19 protein-coding genes are annotated in these 17,091 nt (G+C 64.9%); 10 read left to right on the top strand and 9 right to left on the bottom strand.

Annotated features, from left to right (window positions below; all coding sequences use genetic code 11):
• Nucleotides 1–13: 13 nt before the first annotated feature.
• Nucleotides 14–271, top strand: a complete 258-nt coding sequence (locus ACN0T5_RS12750; RefSeq protein ID WP_417768981.1) for a DUF2164 domain-containing protein — start codon at nt 14–16, stop codon at nt 269–271.
• On the opposite strand, the gene ACN0T5_RS12745 is transcribed toward ACN0T5_RS12750, so the two are convergent.
• The gene (locus ACN0T5_RS12745; RefSeq protein WP_417768980.1) at nt 268–1,062 is read right to left on the bottom strand and encodes an AraC family transcriptional regulator; all 795 of its coding nucleotides are present in this window, start codon (nt 1,060–1,062) and stop codon (nt 268–270) included. The genes ACN0T5_RS12750 and ACN0T5_RS12745 overlap by 4 nt on opposite strands.
• Nucleotides 1,063–1,205: 143 nt before the next feature.
• Here ACN0T5_RS12745 and ACN0T5_RS12740 point away from each other — a divergent pair, with 143 nt between their 5' ends.
• Entirely contained in the window at nt 1,206–1,745 is a 540-nt protein-coding gene (locus ACN0T5_RS12740) for a peroxiredoxin-like family protein (protein ID WP_417768979.1), read from the top strand.
• Nucleotides 1,746–1,750: 5 nt separating this feature from the next.
• On the opposite strand, the gene yegS is transcribed toward ACN0T5_RS12740, so the two are convergent.
• Nucleotides 1,751–2,647, bottom strand: coding sequence for a lipid kinase YegS (gene yegS / locus ACN0T5_RS12735; protein WP_417768978.1), 897 nt, complete (start codon nt 2,645–2,647; stop codon nt 1,751–1,753).
• Between the two features lie 167 nt (nt 2,648–2,814).
• On the opposite strand from yegS, the gene purL reads away from it, so the two are divergent.
• The 4 genes from purL to ACN0T5_RS12715 all read left to right on the top strand — a co-directional run bounded on the left by purL (nt 2,815) and on the right by ACN0T5_RS12715 (nt 6,245).
• Complete coding sequence (gene purL, locus ACN0T5_RS12730) at nt 2,815–5,013, top strand: phosphoribosylformylglycinamidine synthase subunit PurL (RefSeq protein ID WP_417768977.1); 2,199 nt, start codon at nt 2,815–2,817, stop codon at nt 5,011–5,013.
• A 112-nt stretch (nt 5,014–5,125) separates the two neighbouring features.
• Nucleotides 5,126–5,359, top strand: coding sequence for a BolA family protein (locus ACN0T5_RS12725; protein WP_306029889.1), 234 nt, complete (start codon nt 5,126–5,128; stop codon nt 5,357–5,359).
• 63 nt (nt 5,360–5,422) lie between these two features.
• Nucleotides 5,423–5,755, top strand: a complete 333-nt coding sequence (grxD, locus tag ACN0T5_RS12720) for a Grx4 family monothiol glutaredoxin (protein WP_417768976.1) — start codon at nt 5,423–5,425, stop codon at nt 5,753–5,755.
• A gap of 211 nt (nt 5,756–5,966) precedes the next feature.
• Nucleotides 5,967–6,245, top strand: a complete 279-nt coding sequence (locus ACN0T5_RS12715; RefSeq protein WP_417768975.1) for a hypothetical protein — start codon at nt 5,967–5,969, stop codon at nt 6,243–6,245.
• A gap of 125 nt (nt 6,246–6,370) precedes the next feature.
• Here the strand turns inward: ACN0T5_RS12715 and ACN0T5_RS12710 are convergent, their stop codons facing one another.
• Together ACN0T5_RS12710 and ttcA are read right to left on the bottom strand one after the other, a co-directional pair.
• A complete protein-coding gene (locus ACN0T5_RS12710; protein ID WP_417768974.1) occupies nt 6,371–7,639 on the bottom strand; it encodes an Hsp70 family protein in 1,269 nt (422 codons plus the stop codon).
• A 105-nt stretch (nt 7,640–7,744) separates the two neighbouring features.
• On the bottom strand, nt 7,745–8,674 hold the full coding sequence (ttcA, locus tag ACN0T5_RS12705; RefSeq protein WP_417768973.1) for a tRNA 2-thiocytidine(32) synthetase TtcA: 930 nt from the start codon (nt 8,672–8,674) through the stop codon (nt 7,745–7,747).
• 185 nt (nt 8,675–8,859) lie between these two features.
• Between ttcA and ACN0T5_RS12700 the strand changes: the two genes are divergently transcribed.
• Nucleotides 8,860–9,033, top strand: coding sequence for a hypothetical protein (locus ACN0T5_RS12700; RefSeq protein ID WP_417768972.1), 174 nt, complete (start codon nt 8,860–8,862; stop codon nt 9,031–9,033).
• A gap of 27 nt (nt 9,034–9,060) precedes the next feature.
• Here ACN0T5_RS12700 and ACN0T5_RS12695 read toward each other — a convergent pair whose 3' ends face one another.
• The 4 genes from ACN0T5_RS12695 to ACN0T5_RS12680 all read right to left on the bottom strand — a co-directional run bounded on the left by ACN0T5_RS12695 (nt 9,061) and on the right by ACN0T5_RS12680 (nt 12,905).
• The gene (locus ACN0T5_RS12695; protein ID WP_417768971.1) at nt 9,061–10,029 is read right to left on the bottom strand and encodes an MBL fold metallo-hydrolase; all 969 of its coding nucleotides are present in this window, start codon (nt 10,027–10,029) and stop codon (nt 9,061–9,063) included.
• Nucleotides 10,030–10,180: 151 nt separating this feature from the next.
• Complete coding sequence (rpsD, locus tag ACN0T5_RS12690; RefSeq protein WP_417768970.1) at nt 10,181–10,798, bottom strand: 30S ribosomal protein S4; 618 nt, start codon at nt 10,796–10,798, stop codon at nt 10,181–10,183.
• A 256-nt stretch (nt 10,799–11,054) separates the two neighbouring features.
• A complete protein-coding gene (locus ACN0T5_RS12685; protein WP_417768969.1) occupies nt 11,055–11,516 on the bottom strand; it encodes a hypothetical protein in 462 nt (153 codons plus the stop codon).
• Between the two features lie 177 nt (nt 11,517–11,693).
• On the bottom strand, nt 11,694–12,905 hold the full coding sequence (locus ACN0T5_RS12680) for an NADP-dependent isocitrate dehydrogenase (protein WP_417768968.1): 1,212 nt from the start codon (nt 12,903–12,905) through the stop codon (nt 11,694–11,696).
• A 316-nt stretch (nt 12,906–13,221) separates the two neighbouring features.
• Here ACN0T5_RS12680 and ACN0T5_RS12675 point away from each other — a divergent pair, with 316 nt between their 5' ends.
• Complete coding sequence (locus tag ACN0T5_RS12675) at nt 13,222–13,767, top strand: molybdopterin-dependent oxidoreductase (RefSeq protein ID WP_417768967.1); 546 nt, start codon at nt 13,222–13,224, stop codon at nt 13,765–13,767.
• Between the two features lie 79 nt (nt 13,768–13,846).
• On the top strand, nt 13,847–15,301 hold the full coding sequence (locus ACN0T5_RS12670) for a sensor histidine kinase (RefSeq protein WP_417768966.1): 1,455 nt from the start codon (nt 13,847–13,849) through the stop codon (nt 15,299–15,301).
• 98 nt (nt 15,302–15,399) lie between these two features.
• Here ACN0T5_RS12670 and ACN0T5_RS12665 read toward each other — a convergent pair whose 3' ends face one another.
• Nucleotides 15,400–15,969 carry an HdeD family acid-resistance protein gene (locus ACN0T5_RS12665; RefSeq protein WP_417768965.1) on the bottom strand — a complete coding sequence of 190 codons (570 nt, stop codon included), beginning with the start codon at nt 15,967–15,969 and terminating at the stop codon, nt 15,400–15,402.
• Between the two features lie 147 nt (nt 15,970–16,116).
• Here ACN0T5_RS12665 and ACN0T5_RS12660 point away from each other — a divergent pair, with 147 nt between their 5' ends.
• Complete coding sequence (locus ACN0T5_RS12660; protein ID WP_417768964.1) at nt 16,117–16,920, top strand: RNA methyltransferase; 804 nt, start codon at nt 16,117–16,119, stop codon at nt 16,918–16,920.
• Nucleotides 16,921–17,091 lie beyond the last annotated feature (171 nt).

The following is a 17,091-nucleotide window of genomic DNA, read 5'->3' as shown; positions in this document are numbered from 1 at the left end:
GACAAGGGACGCCATGAACCGCTCCCCCTTCAGCACCGAAGAGAAAGCGGAACTGGTGCACCGGTTGCGCACGCATCTGCGCGATGAACTCGATGTGCGGATCGGAACGCTCGAGGCGGAGGCGTTTCTGGATTTCCTCGCCGGCGAGATCGGCAATGCCTTCTACAATCGCGGTCTCTTCGACGCACAGGCGGCCATCGCCGCCCGGCTGGAGGAGGCGACCGACGCTGTCTATCAGCTGGAAAAGCCGACGACCGGCGCGCCCCGCTAACCCGGCCGCGCGCAGGCGCTCGGCGCATGCCCGAACTGGCGCGAGAAAGCGCGGCTGAAAGCGGCCGCGCTTGAGAACCCGACACGCCCCGCGACCGTCTTGAGCGCCCCGCCCCGGCCGATCTCCTGGCGCGCCAGCCCCAGCCGCCAGTCCTGCAGATAGGCCCCGGGCGTACGTCCCACGACATCGCGGAAAGTGACGGCGAAAGCGGTGCGCGACATGCCGCACAGGCCGGCAAGGTCCTCCAGCGTCCATCGGCGCTCCGGCGCCTCGTGCATGGCAACCAGGGCCAGCATGATCTGCGGATGCCCCAACCCGGCAATCAGCCCGTTTTCAGCACGGCCGGTCTCGACCGCATGGCGCAGGAAGCGGATCACCACGATCTCGCAAAGCCGGTCGACAATCGCCTTGCCGCCGCATCGCGGTCGCTCGACCTCTTCCAGAAGAACGGCCGAAACGGCGGCCAGCGCGGGCGCATCCCCAAGATCGACACGCACCTCGGCCGGCAAGGCCATCGCCAGCGGAGACCCCGCCCCGCCAAGGTCGACCCGCGCGGCAACCGCGACATGGCCCTCGGGCGGCACGGACGCACCGTTGGTGGCGGCGCCATCCGTGCGAAACACCAGCCAGCGCGGGTGCGAAACCTCTTCGGGCACGCCATCGGTGATCAGGAACAGATTGACGCTATCCGCCGCCCTGTCAGCCAGCGGGGCATCGAGAACCGACGCCTCGATCCGGAACCGGTCGATGAGGGCCGACAGCCGGTCCACCCGCTTCTGCATGAGATCCATGACGCACCTGAACGATATGGCAAGAAATTAGCATCGATGTTACCCAAGAATACACTATCTAGAGATCCTGAACAACGCGGGATGCGTCAGATCCCGACCGCCCGGCGACCAGCCGGCCACCCCTTGCCCAAAAGGACACGCCCATGCCCCTCCTCCCCCGCCAACCCGTCCCCGGCCTCATCGTCGACACGCTCGACCACGGCACGTTCGACCTTTCCTCGGAAACGCCCGACTTCGCGACGCTCGTCGTTTTCTATCGCGGCCTGCACTGCCCGATCTGCGCCACCTACCTGAAGGAACTGGCACGCCTGACGCCGGACCTTGCCGAGCGCGGCGTGACCACCATCGCGATCTCGTCCGACGGCGAGGAGCGCACGCGCGCGATGGCAGAGAAGGTCGGCGCGACCGGCCTGCGCTTCGGCTACGGGTTGCCGCTCGAACTGGCACGCGAATGGGGACTTTATGTCTCGGCCGGACGCGGCACGACATCGATCGGCATCGAGGAGCCCGAACTCTTCTCCGAGCCCGGCGTCTTCCTGGTCCGCGCCGACGGCACGCTCTACTTCGCCTCGGTGCAGACGATGCCCTTCGTCCGTCCGCACTTCCAGGAGATGGTCGGCGCGCTCGATTTCGTGCGCAAGAACGACTATCCGGCCCGCGGTGAATATACGGGCGCGGTCTGATCTCGTCAGGCTCGGCTCACGAAGCGAAGCGCCCCCGGCTCGACCTTGACGTCGAGCCGGGAGGCCGACATCGGCTCGCCGTCGAGATTGAGTGACAATTCCTCCTCGGCATCGACACGCAGCGACGTGAAACTCGCGCGCGTAGCATAGCCCTGCAGGTCGCCGTCGGGCTCGCGCAGCAGGCTCGACAGCAGCGACAGGACATGGTCGGCCTCGGGCTGGGGAAACAGCATCAGGTCGAGACGGCCGTCGTCGACTTTTGCCTCGGGGCAGAGCGGCACGCCACCCCCCGCCAACCGGCCATTGCCGATGGCCATGGCGAGAAACTGCCCCTCCCAGGAAAACCCGTCTGCGGAAAAGGAGGCGCGCGTCGGCGTCAGTTCGCCGATCCGGCTGGCCCCGGCGATCAGATAGGCCGCCCCGCCGAGCAGGCGCTTGGCGCGCGGGTCCGCCTCGCGGGTGATGCGCGTGACAGTGCCGCCGCTGGCGACATTGACGAAGACACGGTCGTTGATGCGGCCGATGTCGATCTTGCGCGGCGTACCGGACGCCGCGAGGACGAGCGCCGCCTGCGGATCAACCGGAATGTCGAGCCCGGCCGCGAAATCGTTCGCAGTTCCCAGCGGCAGAAGCGCGAAGGCGCAGCGTGTCCCGGCATCCGCTTCAATGGCCGCGGCAACGACCTGGTTGAGCGTGCCGTCGCCGCCCCCGGCAACAATCACGTCGGGTCGCTCATCAGCCTCGCGGCATACCGCGTCGCGCGCGAAACGAGCCGCATCGTCGGCATCGTAGGTCACCCGGACTTCGAGCTGGTAGCCCTGTTCACGCACATGTGCGACCGCCGCCCGTACATCGTCGCGTTGCGAGGACTTGCCGTTCAGGATGAGATACATGCGACGCATGACGATGCTCCGGTCTGTTGCTGGGAAGGGGAAAAGCGGAACGCGGGAGCGAGGTATCCCCTCCGCGTTCGAAGATGGGTGGGGCAAGAGCGAATGTCTACAATTCCCTTTGGCCTCCCGGTTTGCTAAACGGGCGGCATCTTTCGCATCCAAGGCTGCAGGCGCCCATGATCCCCAACGACATCGCGATCACTCCCGAACTGGTCGAGGCCCATGGCCTCAAGCCGGATGAATACGAGCGCGTCCTGGCTTTGATCGGACGCACGCCGACCTTTACCGAGCTCGGCATCTTCTCGGCCATGTGGAACGAGCACTGCTCGTACAAGTCCTCGAAGAAGTGGCTGAAGACGCTTCCCACGACCGGGCCTCGCGTCATTCAGGGGCCGGGCGAGAACGCCGGCGTCGTCGACATCGGCGACGGCGAGACCGTGGTCTTCAAGATGGAGAGCCACAACCACCCTTCCTATATCGAGCCCTACCAGGGGGCCGCGACCGGCGTCGGCGGCATCCTGCGTGATGTGTTCACCATGGGTGCGCGCCCCGTCGCGGCGATGAACGCGCTTCGCTTCGGCGCTCCCGAGCATCCGCGCACCCGCCATCTTGTCTCCGGCGTCGTCGCCGGCGTCGGCGGCTATGGCAATTCCTTCGGTGTTCCAACGGTTGGAGGCGAGGTCGAGTTCCATCCCCGCTACAACGGCAACTGCCTGGTCAACGCTTTTGCCGCGGGCATCGCGCCGGCCGACGGCATTTTCCTGTCGAAAGCCGAGGGCGTCGGCCTGCCGGTCGTCTATCTCGGCGCCAAGACAGGCCGCGACGGCGTCGGCGGCGCCACGATGGCCTCGGCCGAATTCGACGAGACCATCGAGGAAAAGCGCCCGACAGTGCAGGTCGGCGACCCCTTCACCGAGAAATGCCTGCTGGAAGCCTGTCTGGAGCTGATGAAGACGGGCGCCGTCGTCGCCATCCAGGACATGGGCGCGGCCGGCCTCACCTGCTCCGCCGTGGAGATGGGCGCCAAGGGCAATCTCGGCATCACCCTCGACCTCGACGCCGTGCCCGTGCGCGAGGAGCGCATGAGCGCCTACGAAATGATGCTCTCGGAAAGCCAGGAGCGCATGCTCATGGTGCTGAAGCCGGAGAAGGAAGACGAGGCCAAGGCGATCTTCCGCAAATGGGGGCTCGATTTCGCCATTGTCGGTGTGACCACCGACACGCTGCGCTTCATCGTCAATCACCAGGGCGAGACGGTCGCCGACCTGCCGATCAAGGAACTCGGAGACGAGGCTCCGGAATATGACCGCCCGTGGGCGGAGAGCCCCAAGCAGCCCCTGCTGCCGGCATCGGAGGTCCGGGAACCCGCCAGCTACGCGGACGCCCTCCTGACCCTTCTCGGCAATGCCAACGGTGCATCGCGCCGATGGGTCTACGAGCAGTACGACACGCTCGTCCAGGGCAACACGATTGCGTCGCCCGGCGGTGATGCCGGTGTTATCCGGGTCGGAGACAACGGCAAGGCCCTCGCCTTCACCGTCGACGTCACACCGCGCTACGTCGAGGCCGATCCCTTCGAAGGCGGCAAGCAGGCGGTCGCCGAATGCTGGCGCAACCTGACCGCCGTCGGCGCCGAGCCGCTGGCGGCCACCGACAACCTCAATTTCGGCAACCCCGAGCGTCCCGAGATCATGGGGCAGCTTGTCGGTGCGATCAAAGGCATCGGCGCGGCCTGCGAGGCCCTCGACATGCCGATCGTCTCGGGAAATGTCTCGCTCTACAACGAGACCAGCGGCGAGGGCATCCTGCCGACACCGGCGATCGGCGGCGTCGGGCTGCTGCCGGATGTGACGAAACGCGCCAGCCTCGCCTTTTCCGGCGAGGGAGACGCGATTGCGATCATCGGCGGCCACGGCTCCCATCTCGGCCAGAGCGCCTATCAGCGCGACATTCTGGGCGAGGAGAAGGGCGCGCCGCCGCCTGTCGACCTTGCAGCCGAGCGGCGGCGCGGCGACTTCATTCGCGAGTTGATCCGCGCCGGCCGCGTCACCGCCGTCCATGACATTTCCTCCGGGGGCCTTGCCGTGGCTCTCGCGGAAATGGCCATGGCCGGGGGAAAAGGAGCCAAAGTCACGGTTCCCGCGCCCGCCCATGCCGCACTTTTCGGCGAGGACCAGGCCCGCTACGTGGTGACCATTCCCGCCGACAGAACGGCGGCCGTCATCGAGGACGCCCTCGACGAAGGTCTCGAGGTTGTCGAGATCGGCAATGTCGGTGGCACGGATTTGACGGTTGAGGACATTCTCACCATATCCGTTGCAAAGCTGCGCGAGACCCACGAGAGTTGGTTTCCGCGATACATGGCCAATGCCTGAGGCAACGGCCATGCGGCTGCCGCGAAGGTTGCCGTGAAAGACATGCAAACCGAGGATTGCAGGACCGGGCTGCCCGGCCCTGCGGACTGCCCGACAGGAAGGACGTGACAGAATGGCGATGCAGGCGCGCGAGATCGAAGCCCTGATCAAGGAGGCCCTGCCCGACGCACGGGTGGAAATCCGCGATCTGGCCGGGGACGGAGATCACTATGCGGCGGTCGTGGTCTCGGATGCCTTCAAGGGCAAGACACGCGTCCAGCAGCACCAGATGGTCTACCAGGCCCTGAAGGGCAACATGGGCGGCGAGTTGCACGCGCTGGCGCTGCAGACGAGCGCTCCCGAATAACCCGGCCCGCAACCAATTCCACGCTCGCCGGACCTTGACCCGGCGCAACGAAAGGACAGGACAATGAGCATCAAGGACTGGATCAAGAACGAAGTCGAAAACAACGACGTCGTGCTGTTCATGAAAGGCACCCCGGCCTTCCCGCAATGCGGGTTCTCCGGCCAGGTCGTGCAGATTCTCGACTATGTCGGTGCCACCTACAAGGGCATCAACGTGCTCGAGGACGACGAACTGCGCCAGGGCATCAAGGAATTCTCCGACTGGCCGACCATTCCCCAGCTCTATGTGAAGGGTGAGTTCGTCGGCGGCTGCGACATCATCCGCGAGATGTTCCAGAACCAGGAACTGCAGTCGCATCTCGCCGAAAAAGGCGTCGAGACACGCCAGTCGGCATGACGCTCGCCTGAATTGACAGGTTAACAAATGGTTAATAAAGGGCGGATCGAAGTCGATTCGCCCTTTATTTTTGCAAAATTTGAAGACTAGGCAAATTTTGCCGAATCACCCACGATGAACGTCAGATGAATGCCTGCTTCAGGTCGTACTCAGTCCGGGCGGGATAGTCCTCGGTTGTATCAGGAGTTCCCGACACCGAAAGGATTGGCAGATGCGGATCGCGAAAATAGCCGTTACCGGTATTGCTCTCAGCCTCGGGCTGGGCCTTGCAACCTTCGCACAGGAGTCGGATGCCGGTCTCCGTCGCATCTCTTGCGTCAATCTCATGGTCTTCGCACCGGCCAACGGCATCAGCGATACAGACACCTGCCGCGCCCATGGCGGGCTTGCGGCGGAAGGTGCAACGGCGGCTCCCGCCGCTCTCGTCATTCTCGTTCGCAACCGGCCCGCAGGCTCGGACCTCGGCCTCACCGTCGGCAAGGGATCCTGACAAGCCCGTCGTCGTGACACAAACGGGCAAGCCATTTCCGGAGTGACGCCTGCTTCCCCGCGAGACGTCATGCGCCTTTGCCAAGCTGCCCCGGCACAGGGCGCGCCCGGAAAACGCGATACGGCTCACGCGGGGCCGTATTTGCGTGCCGCATCAAGCGCCAGCCCCGCCCCCACACTGCCGAACACATCGCCCTGCACCACCTCGGCCTGCGGAAACAGGCGGGTCAGCCGTTCGCGCACGAAAGGCACCGAGGCCGAGCCGCCTGTCAGGAACACGGACGAGATCGCTCCTGCCTGAACGCCCGCCTGGCTCAGGCAGTTGCCAAGCGCCCCCTCGATTCCCCCGACCGACTGTTCGATCGCCGCGATCAGATCCTCGCGCCTCACGTCGATGTCGAGATCCTCGTCGCGCAGCGGGAAATGCAGGCGGTGAAGCTCCGTGCCCGACAGCATGATCTTCGCTTCTTCCACCGCGCCGGCAAGCGCATGTCCCTGACGCTCGGCGACCACCGACATCAGCCGCTCGACGAGTTCCGGCCGGTCAGCATCCTGTCGCAACGCCCTCAGCCTGGTGTCGACCTGCGGGGCGTAAAGAAAATTGATCCTGTGCCAGGTGGCCAGCTCGAAAAAGGCCCAGTTCGGCAGATCGCGCCGGCGGTCTCGCGCCAGCGTGCCGTAGCCGAATTCGGGCATGAGCTTGCGCAGGCTGAGCAGCCGGTCGAAATCGGTGCCGCCAATGTGAACCCCGGCGCTGGCGAGAATATCCTCGCGGCGGTCGGTTCTGCGCCGTCGCTCGGGCGACACCCGCACGATGGCGAAATCCGACGTGCCGCCGCCAAGGTCGACGATGACGGCCAGTTCCTCGCGCGTCACCGAGCGCTCATAGTCGAGAGCCGCGGCAATCGGCTCGAACTGGAAGGCGACGGAAGCGAAACCGGCGGCCCGGGCGATCGCCTCCAGCTCCCCTTCGGCGCGCCGATCGGCGTCTTCGTTGTCATCGACGAACCGCACCGGCCGACCCAGGACAACTGCATCAAGCGGATGCGCCACCGCCTGCTCCGCCCGGTGCTTCACCTGCCCGAGATAAAGGCCGATGATCTCGGAAAAGGTCCAGCGCTGCGCCTTGATCGTGGTTTTCTCCGCCATCGTGCTGGAGCCGAGCACGCTCTTGAGCGCACGCATCAACCGCCCCTCGATCCCCTCGACATAGGCACCGACCGCGGCCCGGCCGAACCGCACATGCCGGTCCTCGAAGGGGAAGAAGATCGTGCTGGGCAGCACGACGCTGTCGCCTTCCAGGGGCAGGAGACAGGCCGAGCCGTCGTGATCGAGGATCGAAGCGGTCGAGTTGGACGTGCCGAAGTCGATGCCGCAGGGCTTGTGGACAGTCATCGTGGAGTTCCGGAAATTCGCGCAGCCAGTGGCGGCGCTGAAAAGAAAGGAAAAGCCGGGAAAGATGCCCTTCCCGGCTCGCTTGTCGGTCTGGAACGGCGGGATCTATTCGGCGGCGAACAGCCGCGCCGTCATCGCAAGTGCCGCACCGCAGCCTTCCGCCTCCTCGCGCGCCCCGGCACCGGAGGGAGAGCCCGGCGCAAGGCCCGCGAAATCGAACAGCGTCCCGTCATGGAGGTGCGACGGCCGCACCTGGGTCAGAGCCTTCGCCATGGTGGCGAGCCGCCCGGGGTGGGCCTGTTCCCATTCTTCCAGCATGCGCTTGACCTCGGCGCGCTGCAGCCCGTCCTGGCTGCCGCACAGGTCGCACGGGATGATGGGAAACTCCATGGCCTTGGCAAACCGGGCGATGTCGGCTTCCGCGCAGGAAATCAGCGGACGCAGCACCATCAGGTCGCCGTCGTCATTGACCAGCTTCGGCGGCATCGAGGACAACCGGCCGCCATGGAAGAGGTTCATGAACATCGTTTCGAGCGCATCTTCACGGTGGTGGCCAAGAACGATCGCCTGGCACCCCTCCTCCCGCGCCGTGCGATAGAGCAGCCCGCGCCGCAACCGCGAACAGAGCGAGCAATAGGTTCGCCCTTCCGGGATCTTCGCGGTGACGATCGAATAGGTGTCCTGGCGCACGATCCGGTGCGGAATGCTGTTGGCCGAAAGATAGTCAGGCAGCACATGCGAAGGAAAGCCCGGCTGTCCCTGGTCGAGATTGCAGGCGAGCAGATCGACGGGCAGCAACCCGCGCCACTGCAGCTCCAGCAGCACGGCAAGCAGCGTGTAGCTGTCCTTGCCCCCGGAAAGGCACACGAGCCAGCGCGGCCGCACACCGCTCGCCTCTGCCATCCCGTGCCGGGAAATCGTCTCGCGCACCTCGCGCACAAGCCGCTTGCGCAGCTTGCGGAAACCGACCGAGGACGGCGCGTTGCGGAAGAGTGCCGGTACGTCGCTGTCCGTGCTGCTGGCAAGTTCGGTCATGGGACGGTCCCGGGTGTCTCAAAAGTGATCACTGTTCCGCCGCTGGAATATCGGCTTGTGGCTGCCGCGCCAAGCGAAAAGGCGCGTTGAGGCCCTTGGCGGTGGCAGTTGAAAACGCGATCCGGTACCGTCACCGTTGGATCTTCGTCAATTGACGTTGCAATCGAAAGCAGGAAAGGCTTGCCTTGCGCCCTCTTCTCCCTATCGGCCTTGCCATCGCGCTGCTTGCCGGAGCCTGCGCCTCCGCCTCGGTGGGGACGGTCGTGCTGAAGTCCGACGGACGCGGCGCCGCCACCATCGACACACGCTCGCTGACCATCGGAACGCCGGGCAAGACCGACATCCCGCCTCCGCCATAGCAAACGGCCTGCCGGACGAAGCGGACGTCAGCCCGCCGGCACGTAGCGCCAGGCCGCGTCCTTGGCCTCGACCCTGCCGACGCCCGGCCAGGGCAGGTGATAGCCGATCAGCATCAACCGGTCTGTCGCCGCCCGATCCAGAAGCGCACGGCGAGTGGCAATCGCCTGTTCCGGCACCTGGTCGGAGGTCGGTTGCCAGTCGGGCCGCTCGAAGGAAATCGTCGGGTGGGTCAACGCGTCGCCAAGCACGAGAACCTGTTCGCCGCCATCCTCCACCAGAACCGACATGTGCCCGGGCGTATGGCCCGGCGTCGCGATCATCGTGACGCCCGGCACGACCGAATGATCCGCTCCGACGCGGGTGACCTTTTCCGCGACCGCGCCCAGATTGCGCTGTGCACCCAGCCCGAAGGAATGCAGCTCTTCCGGGTTGTTGACGAGGAAATCCGGATCCATCCAGAAGTCCCATTCCCTCGCGCCAATCAGATAGCCGGCGTTCGGGAACCGCTCGGCCTCGTCGAAATCGTCGATGATGCCCCAGACATGATCGGGATGTGCATGGGTCAGCACCACATGCGTGACCGCCTCCCGGTCGAGCCCCGCCACATCGAAACTGTCGGCAAGCAGTCCGGCGCTTTCGAAGAAGTTCATGCCCGCGCCCGTATCGACAAGCACCAAGGCATCGCCGGAGCGGATCAGGGTGATGTTGAGGGCGCTGTCCCGCATCGCCGTATCGAAGCCGCCGGCAGCAAGAAAGGCGGAACGTTCGGCTTCCTCCACATTGCCGGCCAGGGTCGAGGCCGGCAGGGACAACCCGCCGTCGGTCAGGACGATCAGCTCGGTTGCGCCCAGCGTCAGGCGATGCGCGTCCTGCGCCGCGCGCGCCGGAGACGACAGCAGCGCGCCTCCGGTTGCGGCCCCGCCGAGCGCGGCAAGCCGCAATGTTGCCGGCGCGGCAAGACCGCCGCCCAGAATTGTTCGTCTTGAAATGGTCACCGTGGCATCTCCCTCTTGAAGACATCATATTCGAGTGAGCGAATATGAAAAGGGGAGAAGCTGCCGTCGTACCGGCTGCACGCCCACGCCAACGAGAAAGGGGCGCGCCGGTCGGCGCGCCCCTCTTGCAGGCCTGGCGAAACTGCAGGTATCAGCGCGAGTAGAACTCGACGATGAGGCTCGGTTCCATCTGGACCGGGTACGGCACGTCGCCCAGCGTCGGAACGCGGGAGAAGGTCGCGCTCATCTTGCTGTGGTCGGCGACGACATAGTCCGGCACATCGCGCTCGGCGAGCTGGACTGCCTCGATCACGGTGACGAGCTGCTTCGACTTCTCGCGAACCTCGATCACGTCGCCCGGATTGCAACGGTAGCTCGAGATGTTGACCCGGCGACCGTTGACCTTGACATGGCCGTGATTGATGAACTGACGCGCGGCAAAGACCGTCGGAACGAACTTCGCGCGGTAGATGACGGCGTCGAGACGGCGCTCGAGCAGGCCGATCAGGTTCTCGGACGTATCACCCTTCATCCGCGAGGCTTCCACGTAGATCTTGTGGAACTGCTTCTCGGAGATGTTGCCGTAATAGCCCTTAAGCTTCTGCTTGGCGCGCAGCTGCACGCCGAAATCGGAGAGCTTGCCCTTGCGGCGCTGGCCGTGCTGGCCGGGGCCGTACTCGCGGCGGTTGGCCGGAGACTTCGGGCGACCCCAGATGTTCTCGCCCATCCGGCGGTCAATCTTGTACTTTACACCATGGCGCTTCGACATACGCGGTTCCTTCGTTGTATGTGCGTTCTTTAAGGAAACACGACCTCCTCTCCTCATCCGGTGCCAGGCATCGGTAGAGGCGACAGGACACCCGGCCAAACAGCGCCGGCGCGGGTCTCCACGGTTGCGTGAAATGCAAAGCGGGCCAACAGGCCCGCCAAGCGACGCGATGCCTACCCCATAGCAGGCCGGGAGTCAAACAAATCCGCCGGCTTTCTCGTCCGTAACGGACCATGCGGTTTGCGATCCGGGCCGCTCAGTCCGTGCCGGGCAGCAGGCCGCGCGGGACCTGGCTGTAGAGCGGGTCGCCATCCCAGAACGCATCGGTCGGCCCGACCGCGAAATCGACCACATTCCAGCGTCCATAGGCGTGGTGCATCAGCACATAGGTCTGCAGCCCGTCCATGTAGTCGACCTGTTCGCGGTAAACCGTTTGCGCCATGTCGATGGCCGCACCGCCCGGGCGCTGCGGCGCCACGATGGCGAAGGCCCAGCCGCCCGAGACCTGCAACCGGTCGATCACGAACTCGACCGGAGGCCCGACACGCACCTCGACGAGCGGGCGGATCGTGTTCATCAGTTCGGCGCGTTCCGCCGTCCCCCGCGCCGGCTCATAGGCGCCTTGCGCCAGCACCCCGGTGCCGCCGGCAACCACCGACAGCATCACGGCCATGGCCCCGAGCCATGCCCGCAAACGTCCCGTCCTTGAAAACAGCATTCTATACCCCCTGCCCCTTTTCTCCCGGTCGATGTCGTGCACAGGCATCGCCGGCAAGCTTTTCACCTTGGCCGTCCTTCAGGCAAGACCGCACGCGGCCGCGCAAAGAAAAAGGCGCCAGGAGGCGCCTTTTCCGGTTCAGGACGTGATCGCCGGATGGCGCTCACAGACTGGCGTTCAGGCCATTGCCTTCTTCAGGTTCTCGTCGATCTTGTCGAGGAAGCCGTTGGTCGTCAGCCACTTCTGGTCCGGGCCGACAAGCAGGGCCAGATCCTTGGTCATGTGACCGGACTCGACCGTGTCGATGCAGACCTTCTCGAGCGTCGCGGCGAACTTTGCCAGTTCCGGCGTGTCATCGAGCTTGGCCCGGTGGGCAAGGCCCCGGGTCCAGGCGAAGATCGAGGCGATCGGGTTGGTCGACGTCTCCTCGCCGCGCTGGTGCTGGCGATAGTGGCGAGTAACAGTGCCGTGGGCAGCTTCCGCTTCGACCGTCTTGCCGTCCGGAGACATCAGGACGGAGGTCATCAGGCCGAGCGAGCCGAAGCCCTGCGCGACAATGTCCGACTGCACATCGCCATCGTAGTTCTTGCAGGCCCAGACATAGCCGCCGGACCATTTCAGCGCGGCAGCGACCATGTCGTCGATCAGGCGGTGCTCGTACGTGATCTTCTTCTTCTCGAAGGCGTCCTTGAATTCCGTGTCGAAGATCTCCTGGAAGAGATCCTTGAAACGACCGTCATAGGCCTTGAGGATGGTGTTCTTGGTCGACAGGTAGCACGGCACGCCACGCGCCAGCGCATAGTTCATCGAGGCTCGCGCGAAGTCGCGGATCGAATCATCGAGATTGTACATCGCCATGGCGACGCCCGAAGACGGCGCGTCAAACACTTCGTGCTCGATCGTCGTTCCGTCCTCGCCGACGAACTTCACAGTCAGCTTGCCCTTGCCCGGGAAACGGAAGTCGGTGGCACGGTACTGGTCGCCGAAGGCATGACGGCCAACGATGATCGGCTCGGTCCAGCCCGGCACCAGGCGCGGCACATTCTGCATGATGATCGGCTCGCGGAAAATCACGCCACCCAGAATGTTACGGATCGTACCGTTGGGCGAACGCCACATTTTCTTCAGGCCGAATTCCTCGACGCGTGCCTCGTCCGGCGTGATCGTCGCGCATTTCACGCCAACGCCGTGTTCCTTGATCGCATTGGCCGCGTCGATGGTGATCTGATCGTCGGTCTCGTCGCGCTTTTCGATGCCGAGGTCGTAGTATTTCAGGTCGATGTCGAGATAGGGATGGATCAGCTTGTCCTTGATGAACTGCCAGATGATCCGCGTCATCTCGTCGCCGTCGAGTTCGACAACCGGATTGACAACCTTAATCTTCGCCATAGTGCAGATGACCTCGCGTCTTGGGTGGCTCCCGCGCCTCATGCGCCCGATACCGCCGGTCCTGCCGGCGCGCCTGCCGTGACCGGTTGGCGCCGCCGGTCGCAGCGACCGCGCGGCCCCTATACCAAAGGGGCGGCGAAACGGGAAGTCGGCCATTCGTCAATTACCGCGCAAGGCGCCACCGCAAAGCCGCTCCAGCCTGCCCCGTGATCCGAAGCGCAACCACTATCGGTGCCAGTGCTTGCGGGAACTGCCTATTCGTCGCATACCTCCCTTGTAAAAGATTCGGAGGGGAATGCGGTTCGGATGGTGCGGAATGGGCAATTTCGATAGGTTCGTACAAAGCAGCCTGACCGACCGTCTCCCGGTCGTTCTCGCTGTCTGCCTGGCATTTGTCCTTGGCGGCCCGTTCGGCACATGGCCGGCTGCGGCGTCGGACAAGCCCGTTCTCGTGGTCAGCGGTGCCATCGACGGCGCCGCCCCCCGGGTCTTCACCCGTGCGGATCTCAGGCGCATCGGCATGACCGGCGTTTCCACGGACACCCCCTGGACCCGGCGCACGACCTTCTTCGAAGGACCGCTCCTGCGCCACCTCCTCGACCATGTGGGAGCGCGGGGTGACAGGATCGAGGCGGTCGCGCTCAACAATTACCGGGTCGAAGTTCCCATCGAGGACGCCCGCAACTACGATGTCATTCTCGCCATGCGCGCCGACGGACAGGATATCGGCATTCGCGACCGCGGGCCGCTCTGGCTGATCTATCCCTGGTCGCAGCACGAAACGCTGCAGCGCGAACTCTATTACTCGCGTTCGATCTGGCAGATCCGCGAAATCATAGTGGTAGCCGACGACGCTGGGTAGTTCTGGTTGAAATGCCGCTTCCATCGACGCCACGTCGACTGTAAGCTGTCCCGACAGGACACCGTACGATGTTGTGCGCGTGCGTCGAGTGGACCGGGTGGCGATGGACCTCAGCGCGAAATGGGTACGGGCACTCTACGTGTCCCTCTTGATCGGCGTGGCGATCATCACCGGTTCGCTGTTTATCGTGGTGTCCACCCTCAACCGCCAGAACAGCGAAGACCGCTCCGAATACCGTCAGAGCCTGATCTGGTACACGGCCCAGCTCGTGGTCGAGTATCAGGACCTGATGCATGCCCTCAACACGATGATCGTGCATGACGGCGGCGAGGACTACCGCCAGGAGGTGTCGGCACGTTTCGACATCCTGTGGAGCCGCGCCATGCGCCTCGACGAGGGCGAGGCCGGCCAGGAACTCGTGCGTGTCGACGGGTCCGTGCCGCTGATGGCCGACCTCGAGAAGACCCTGCTTGCCTCCGATCCGCTGATCAAGCAGATCACCGCCGGCGATGTGGGCGCGGCCCGCAAGCTGCGCGGTGACTTCGAGGCGCTGCAGTCCACCCTCGATTCGTTCCGTTCCGCCGTCTACCGCCTGCAGCTGGAATCCGCCTCGCGCCAGCGCAGCGTTCTCCAGCGCACCGTGGATCTGGTCCTCTTCCTGATCATCGGCCTGCTTGTCGCCGGAGTGTCGATGGGTCTGCTGCTGTTGCGCGACCGCAGCCGGCTGATGCGCCTGCAGACGCAACTGGAGCGCCGGGTCGCCGAACGCACCGGAGAGCTCGCCCATGCCAATGCGGAGCTTTTGTCCGCCAACGAGCGGCTCACCCAGTTCAACAATCTCGCCTCGCATGACCTCAAGGAACCGGTTCGCAAGATCACCGTCTTCAGCGACCTGCTGCTGGAAGGCGTCGCCAATAGCGACAGCGAGACCATCGACTACGCTGCGAATGTCATGCGTGCCTCTGCCGGCCGCGCCAAGACGCTGATTTCCAACCTGCTCAATTATTCGGCCGCCTCTGACCGGGAGCTCTCCAACGAGCCGGTGCGCCTATCCGTCCTCATCGACAGCGTCCGAGACAGCCTGTCGGAGCGGGTGCGCGAGGGTGAGGCCGAGATCGTTCTGAGCGACGGCGATGCCGAACTGCTCGGTGACCCGGTTTTCCTCGAGCAGCTCTTCCAGAACCTCATCGGCAACGCCATCAAGTTCCGCGACGCCGGACGGCGTCCCCGCATCGAGATCTTTGCCGAACGCGACGAGGACGGCATCCCGCAAAGCGTCGTCGTCCGGGACAACGGAATCGGCTTCGACATGGCCCACAAGGCGCAGGTGTTCGAGCCGTTCCGGCGGCTGCATCCGCGTGATCGCTATGCCGGCACAGGGATGGGGCTGGCGATCTGCTCGGCCATTGCCCGGCGGCACGGCTGGAACCTCGATGCGACGAGCGTGCCCGGCGAAGGCTCCCCGTTCCGGATCGACTTCGCGCCGGAGAACCGGCAGGTGGCGGAAGTCACCCAGCTGGCCGCAGCCGAGTAACCGGACCGCCCGGCCCGCCGGCGGCGGGACCGGCGCACAATGGATGCGCCTCCGCCTCCCGGTTCCGTTTCAGGCTTTCGGTTTTCCGGTTCTCAGTGTCAGGCGACCTTCGTCAGTCGCCGCGCGGCCAATGCGATCACGATGTAACTCCATCCGTTTGTGAGCACGGCAACGCCGCCCAGCAGCCCCAGCGCCCACAAGGCCGACGTGGGAAACTCCAGCCAGATGCACAGGCCGGCAAGGATCGAGATGACGCCCGCAGCAAGCACCCATCCCCAGCCGTCATGCGGACGCACCTTGAGGGCGAGCAGGATTTGCGTAACGCCCTGGGCGAGGAGAATGCCGGCGACGACCAGTGTCAGCGTGAAAGTTCCGACCATCGGATTGAAGTAGACCGTCGCGCCGCCGATCAGGGCAATCAGCCCGGTTGCGATGTTCCAGAGAAAACCGCTCCACCCCTTCACCGAGAAGGCGTGCCAGATCTGCAGCACGCCGCCGACGACGAAGACGGCCGCGATGATCAGCGTGACGGCGATGGAACTGGCCAGGGGCAGTGTGATCATCAAGGTACCGCCAAGCACCAGCGCAATGCCAAGGGCAAGAAACCAGCCCCATTTGGCACGCACAATGTCCGTGATGGAGGGAGCGGGAGCGAGAGCGTCTGTCATGTCGTTTGTCCACCGTGTTGCGGCCTCTCAATGCAGGCTGTCCGAGTGTAGCGAGTGATGCAACGTTGTCGATGCCGGACGGGCGGCGGGGCGCAAGCGACGCGTCTCCACTGGAAATGCGCGCCGGATTGGGATATCTGCCGGCGCATGACACGCAACGCCTCCATAGATCCCGCCGCGCGGGATGTCGATCTTGCCCCGCCCTGCGTCATCCTGTGCGAGCCGCAGCTTGGCGAAAACATCGGCACCGCCGCCCGCGCCATGGCGAATTTCGGCCTGCATGACCTGCGCATCGTCAATCCGCGCGACGGCTGGCCCAACGAAAAGGCGCGCGCCGCGGCAAGTCGCGCGGACCATGTCATCGACGCCGTCCAGGTGTTCGACAGCGTCGAGGCGGCGGTTGCCGACCTTGGCCATGTCTTCGCGACGACCGCGCGTTCACGCGAAGTGGCAAAGCCCGTGCGCGGCCCCGACGAGGCGGCCACCATCGCGACGCGACTTGGCGCCGGCGGCACACGGATCGGTTATCTCTTCGGTCGTGAGCGCTGGGGCCTGAACAATGACGAGGTGGCGCTGGCCGACGAAATCGTCACCCTGCCGGTCAATCCCGACTTCGCCTCACTGAACATCGCCCAGGCGGTGCTCGTGTGTGCCTATGAATGGCGCGTCAAGGCGAACAACGGAGCCCTGCCCTTCCGCCTCGACGAAACCCAGAACCCGCCGGCGACAAAGGACGACCTGGTTCGCCTGTTCGAGCACCTGGAAGGCGCGCTCGACACGGTCAACTTCTTCCGCCCCGTCGAAAAGCGCCCCTCGATCGTCCGCAACCTGCGCAACATCCTTCAAAAAGCCGCACTGACGGACCAGGAAGTGAAGACCCTGCGCGGCGTCATCGCGGCGCTCGAGGGACGGGCCACGCGGCCGCGCGGCACACAGCCAGACCAGGTGTAACCTTCCGGGAGAGTTCGGCGCAGTGACCCAGCAGGCACCGGTTCTGGTCTTTGACAGCGGCGTCGGCGGGATCACCGTCGCCCGCGAGATCCGGCGCCTGATGCCGAAACTGCCGATTGTCTACGCCGCCGACGACGCCGCTTTCCCTTATGGCGACTGGCCCGGGGAGGC

Source organism: Stappia sp. (genome assembly GCF_048261845.1).
Lineage (GTDB): Bacteria > Pseudomonadota > Alphaproteobacteria > Rhizobiales > Stappiaceae > Stappia.
Note: the sequence above shows the minus strand (reverse complement) of the source record. Positions and strands in the feature narration are given on the sequence as shown.

Bases quoted from the DNA above. Each gene is read 5' to 3' on its own strand.
- yegS (WP_417768978.1), bottom strand. From the start codon at position 2,647: ATGCGTCGCATGTATCTCATCCTGAACGGCAAGTCCTCGCAACGCGAC.
- ACN0T5_RS12660 (WP_417768964.1), top strand. From the start codon at position 16,117: ATGACACGCAACGCCTCCATAGATCCCGCCGCGCGGGATGTCGATCTT.
- ACN0T5_RS12675 (WP_417768967.1), top strand. From the start codon at position 13,222: ATGGGCAATTTCGATAGGTTCGTACAAAGCAGCCTGACCGACCGTCTC.
- ACN0T5_RS12750 (WP_417768981.1), top strand. From the start codon at position 14: ATGAACCGCTCCCCCTTCAGCACCGAAGAGAAAGCGGAACTGGTGCAC.
- ACN0T5_RS12725 (WP_306029889.1), top strand. From the start codon at position 5,126: ATGGCGATGCAGGCGCGCGAGATCGAAGCCCTGATCAAGGAGGCCCTG.
- ACN0T5_RS12745 (WP_417768980.1), bottom strand. From the start codon at position 1,062: ATGGATCTCATGCAGAAGCGGGTGGACCGGCTGTCGGCCCTCATCGAC.
- ACN0T5_RS12740 (WP_417768979.1), top strand. From the start codon at position 1,206: ATGCCCCTCCTCCCCCGCCAACCCGTCCCCGGCCTCATCGTCGACACG.
- ACN0T5_RS12685 (WP_417768969.1), bottom strand. From the start codon at position 11,516: ATGCTGTTTTCAAGGACGGGACGTTTGCGGGCATGGCTCGGGGCCATG.
- grxD (WP_417768976.1), top strand. From the start codon at position 5,423: ATGAGCATCAAGGACTGGATCAAGAACGAAGTCGAAAACAACGACGTC.
- rpsD (WP_417768970.1), bottom strand. From the start codon at position 10,798: ATGTCGAAGCGCCATGGTGTAAAGTACAAGATTGACCGCCGGATGGGC.
- ACN0T5_RS12710 (WP_417768974.1), bottom strand. From the start codon at position 7,639: ATGACTGTCCACAAGCCCTGCGGCATCGACTTCGGCACGTCCAACTCG.
- ACN0T5_RS12665 (WP_417768965.1), bottom strand. From the start codon at position 15,969: ATGACAGACGCTCTCGCTCCCGCTCCCTCCATCACGGACATTGTGCGT.
- purL (WP_417768977.1), top strand. From the start codon at position 2,815: ATGATCCCCAACGACATCGCGATCACTCCCGAACTGGTCGAGGCCCAT.
- ttcA (WP_417768973.1), bottom strand. From the start codon at position 8,674: ATGACCGAACTTGCCAGCAGCACGGACAGCGACGTACCGGCACTCTTC.
- ACN0T5_RS12715 (WP_417768975.1), top strand. From the start codon at position 5,967: ATGCGGATCGCGAAAATAGCCGTTACCGGTATTGCTCTCAGCCTCGGG.
- ACN0T5_RS12680 (WP_417768968.1), bottom strand. From the start codon at position 12,905: ATGGCGAAGATTAAGGTTGTCAATCCGGTTGTCGAACTCGACGGCGAC.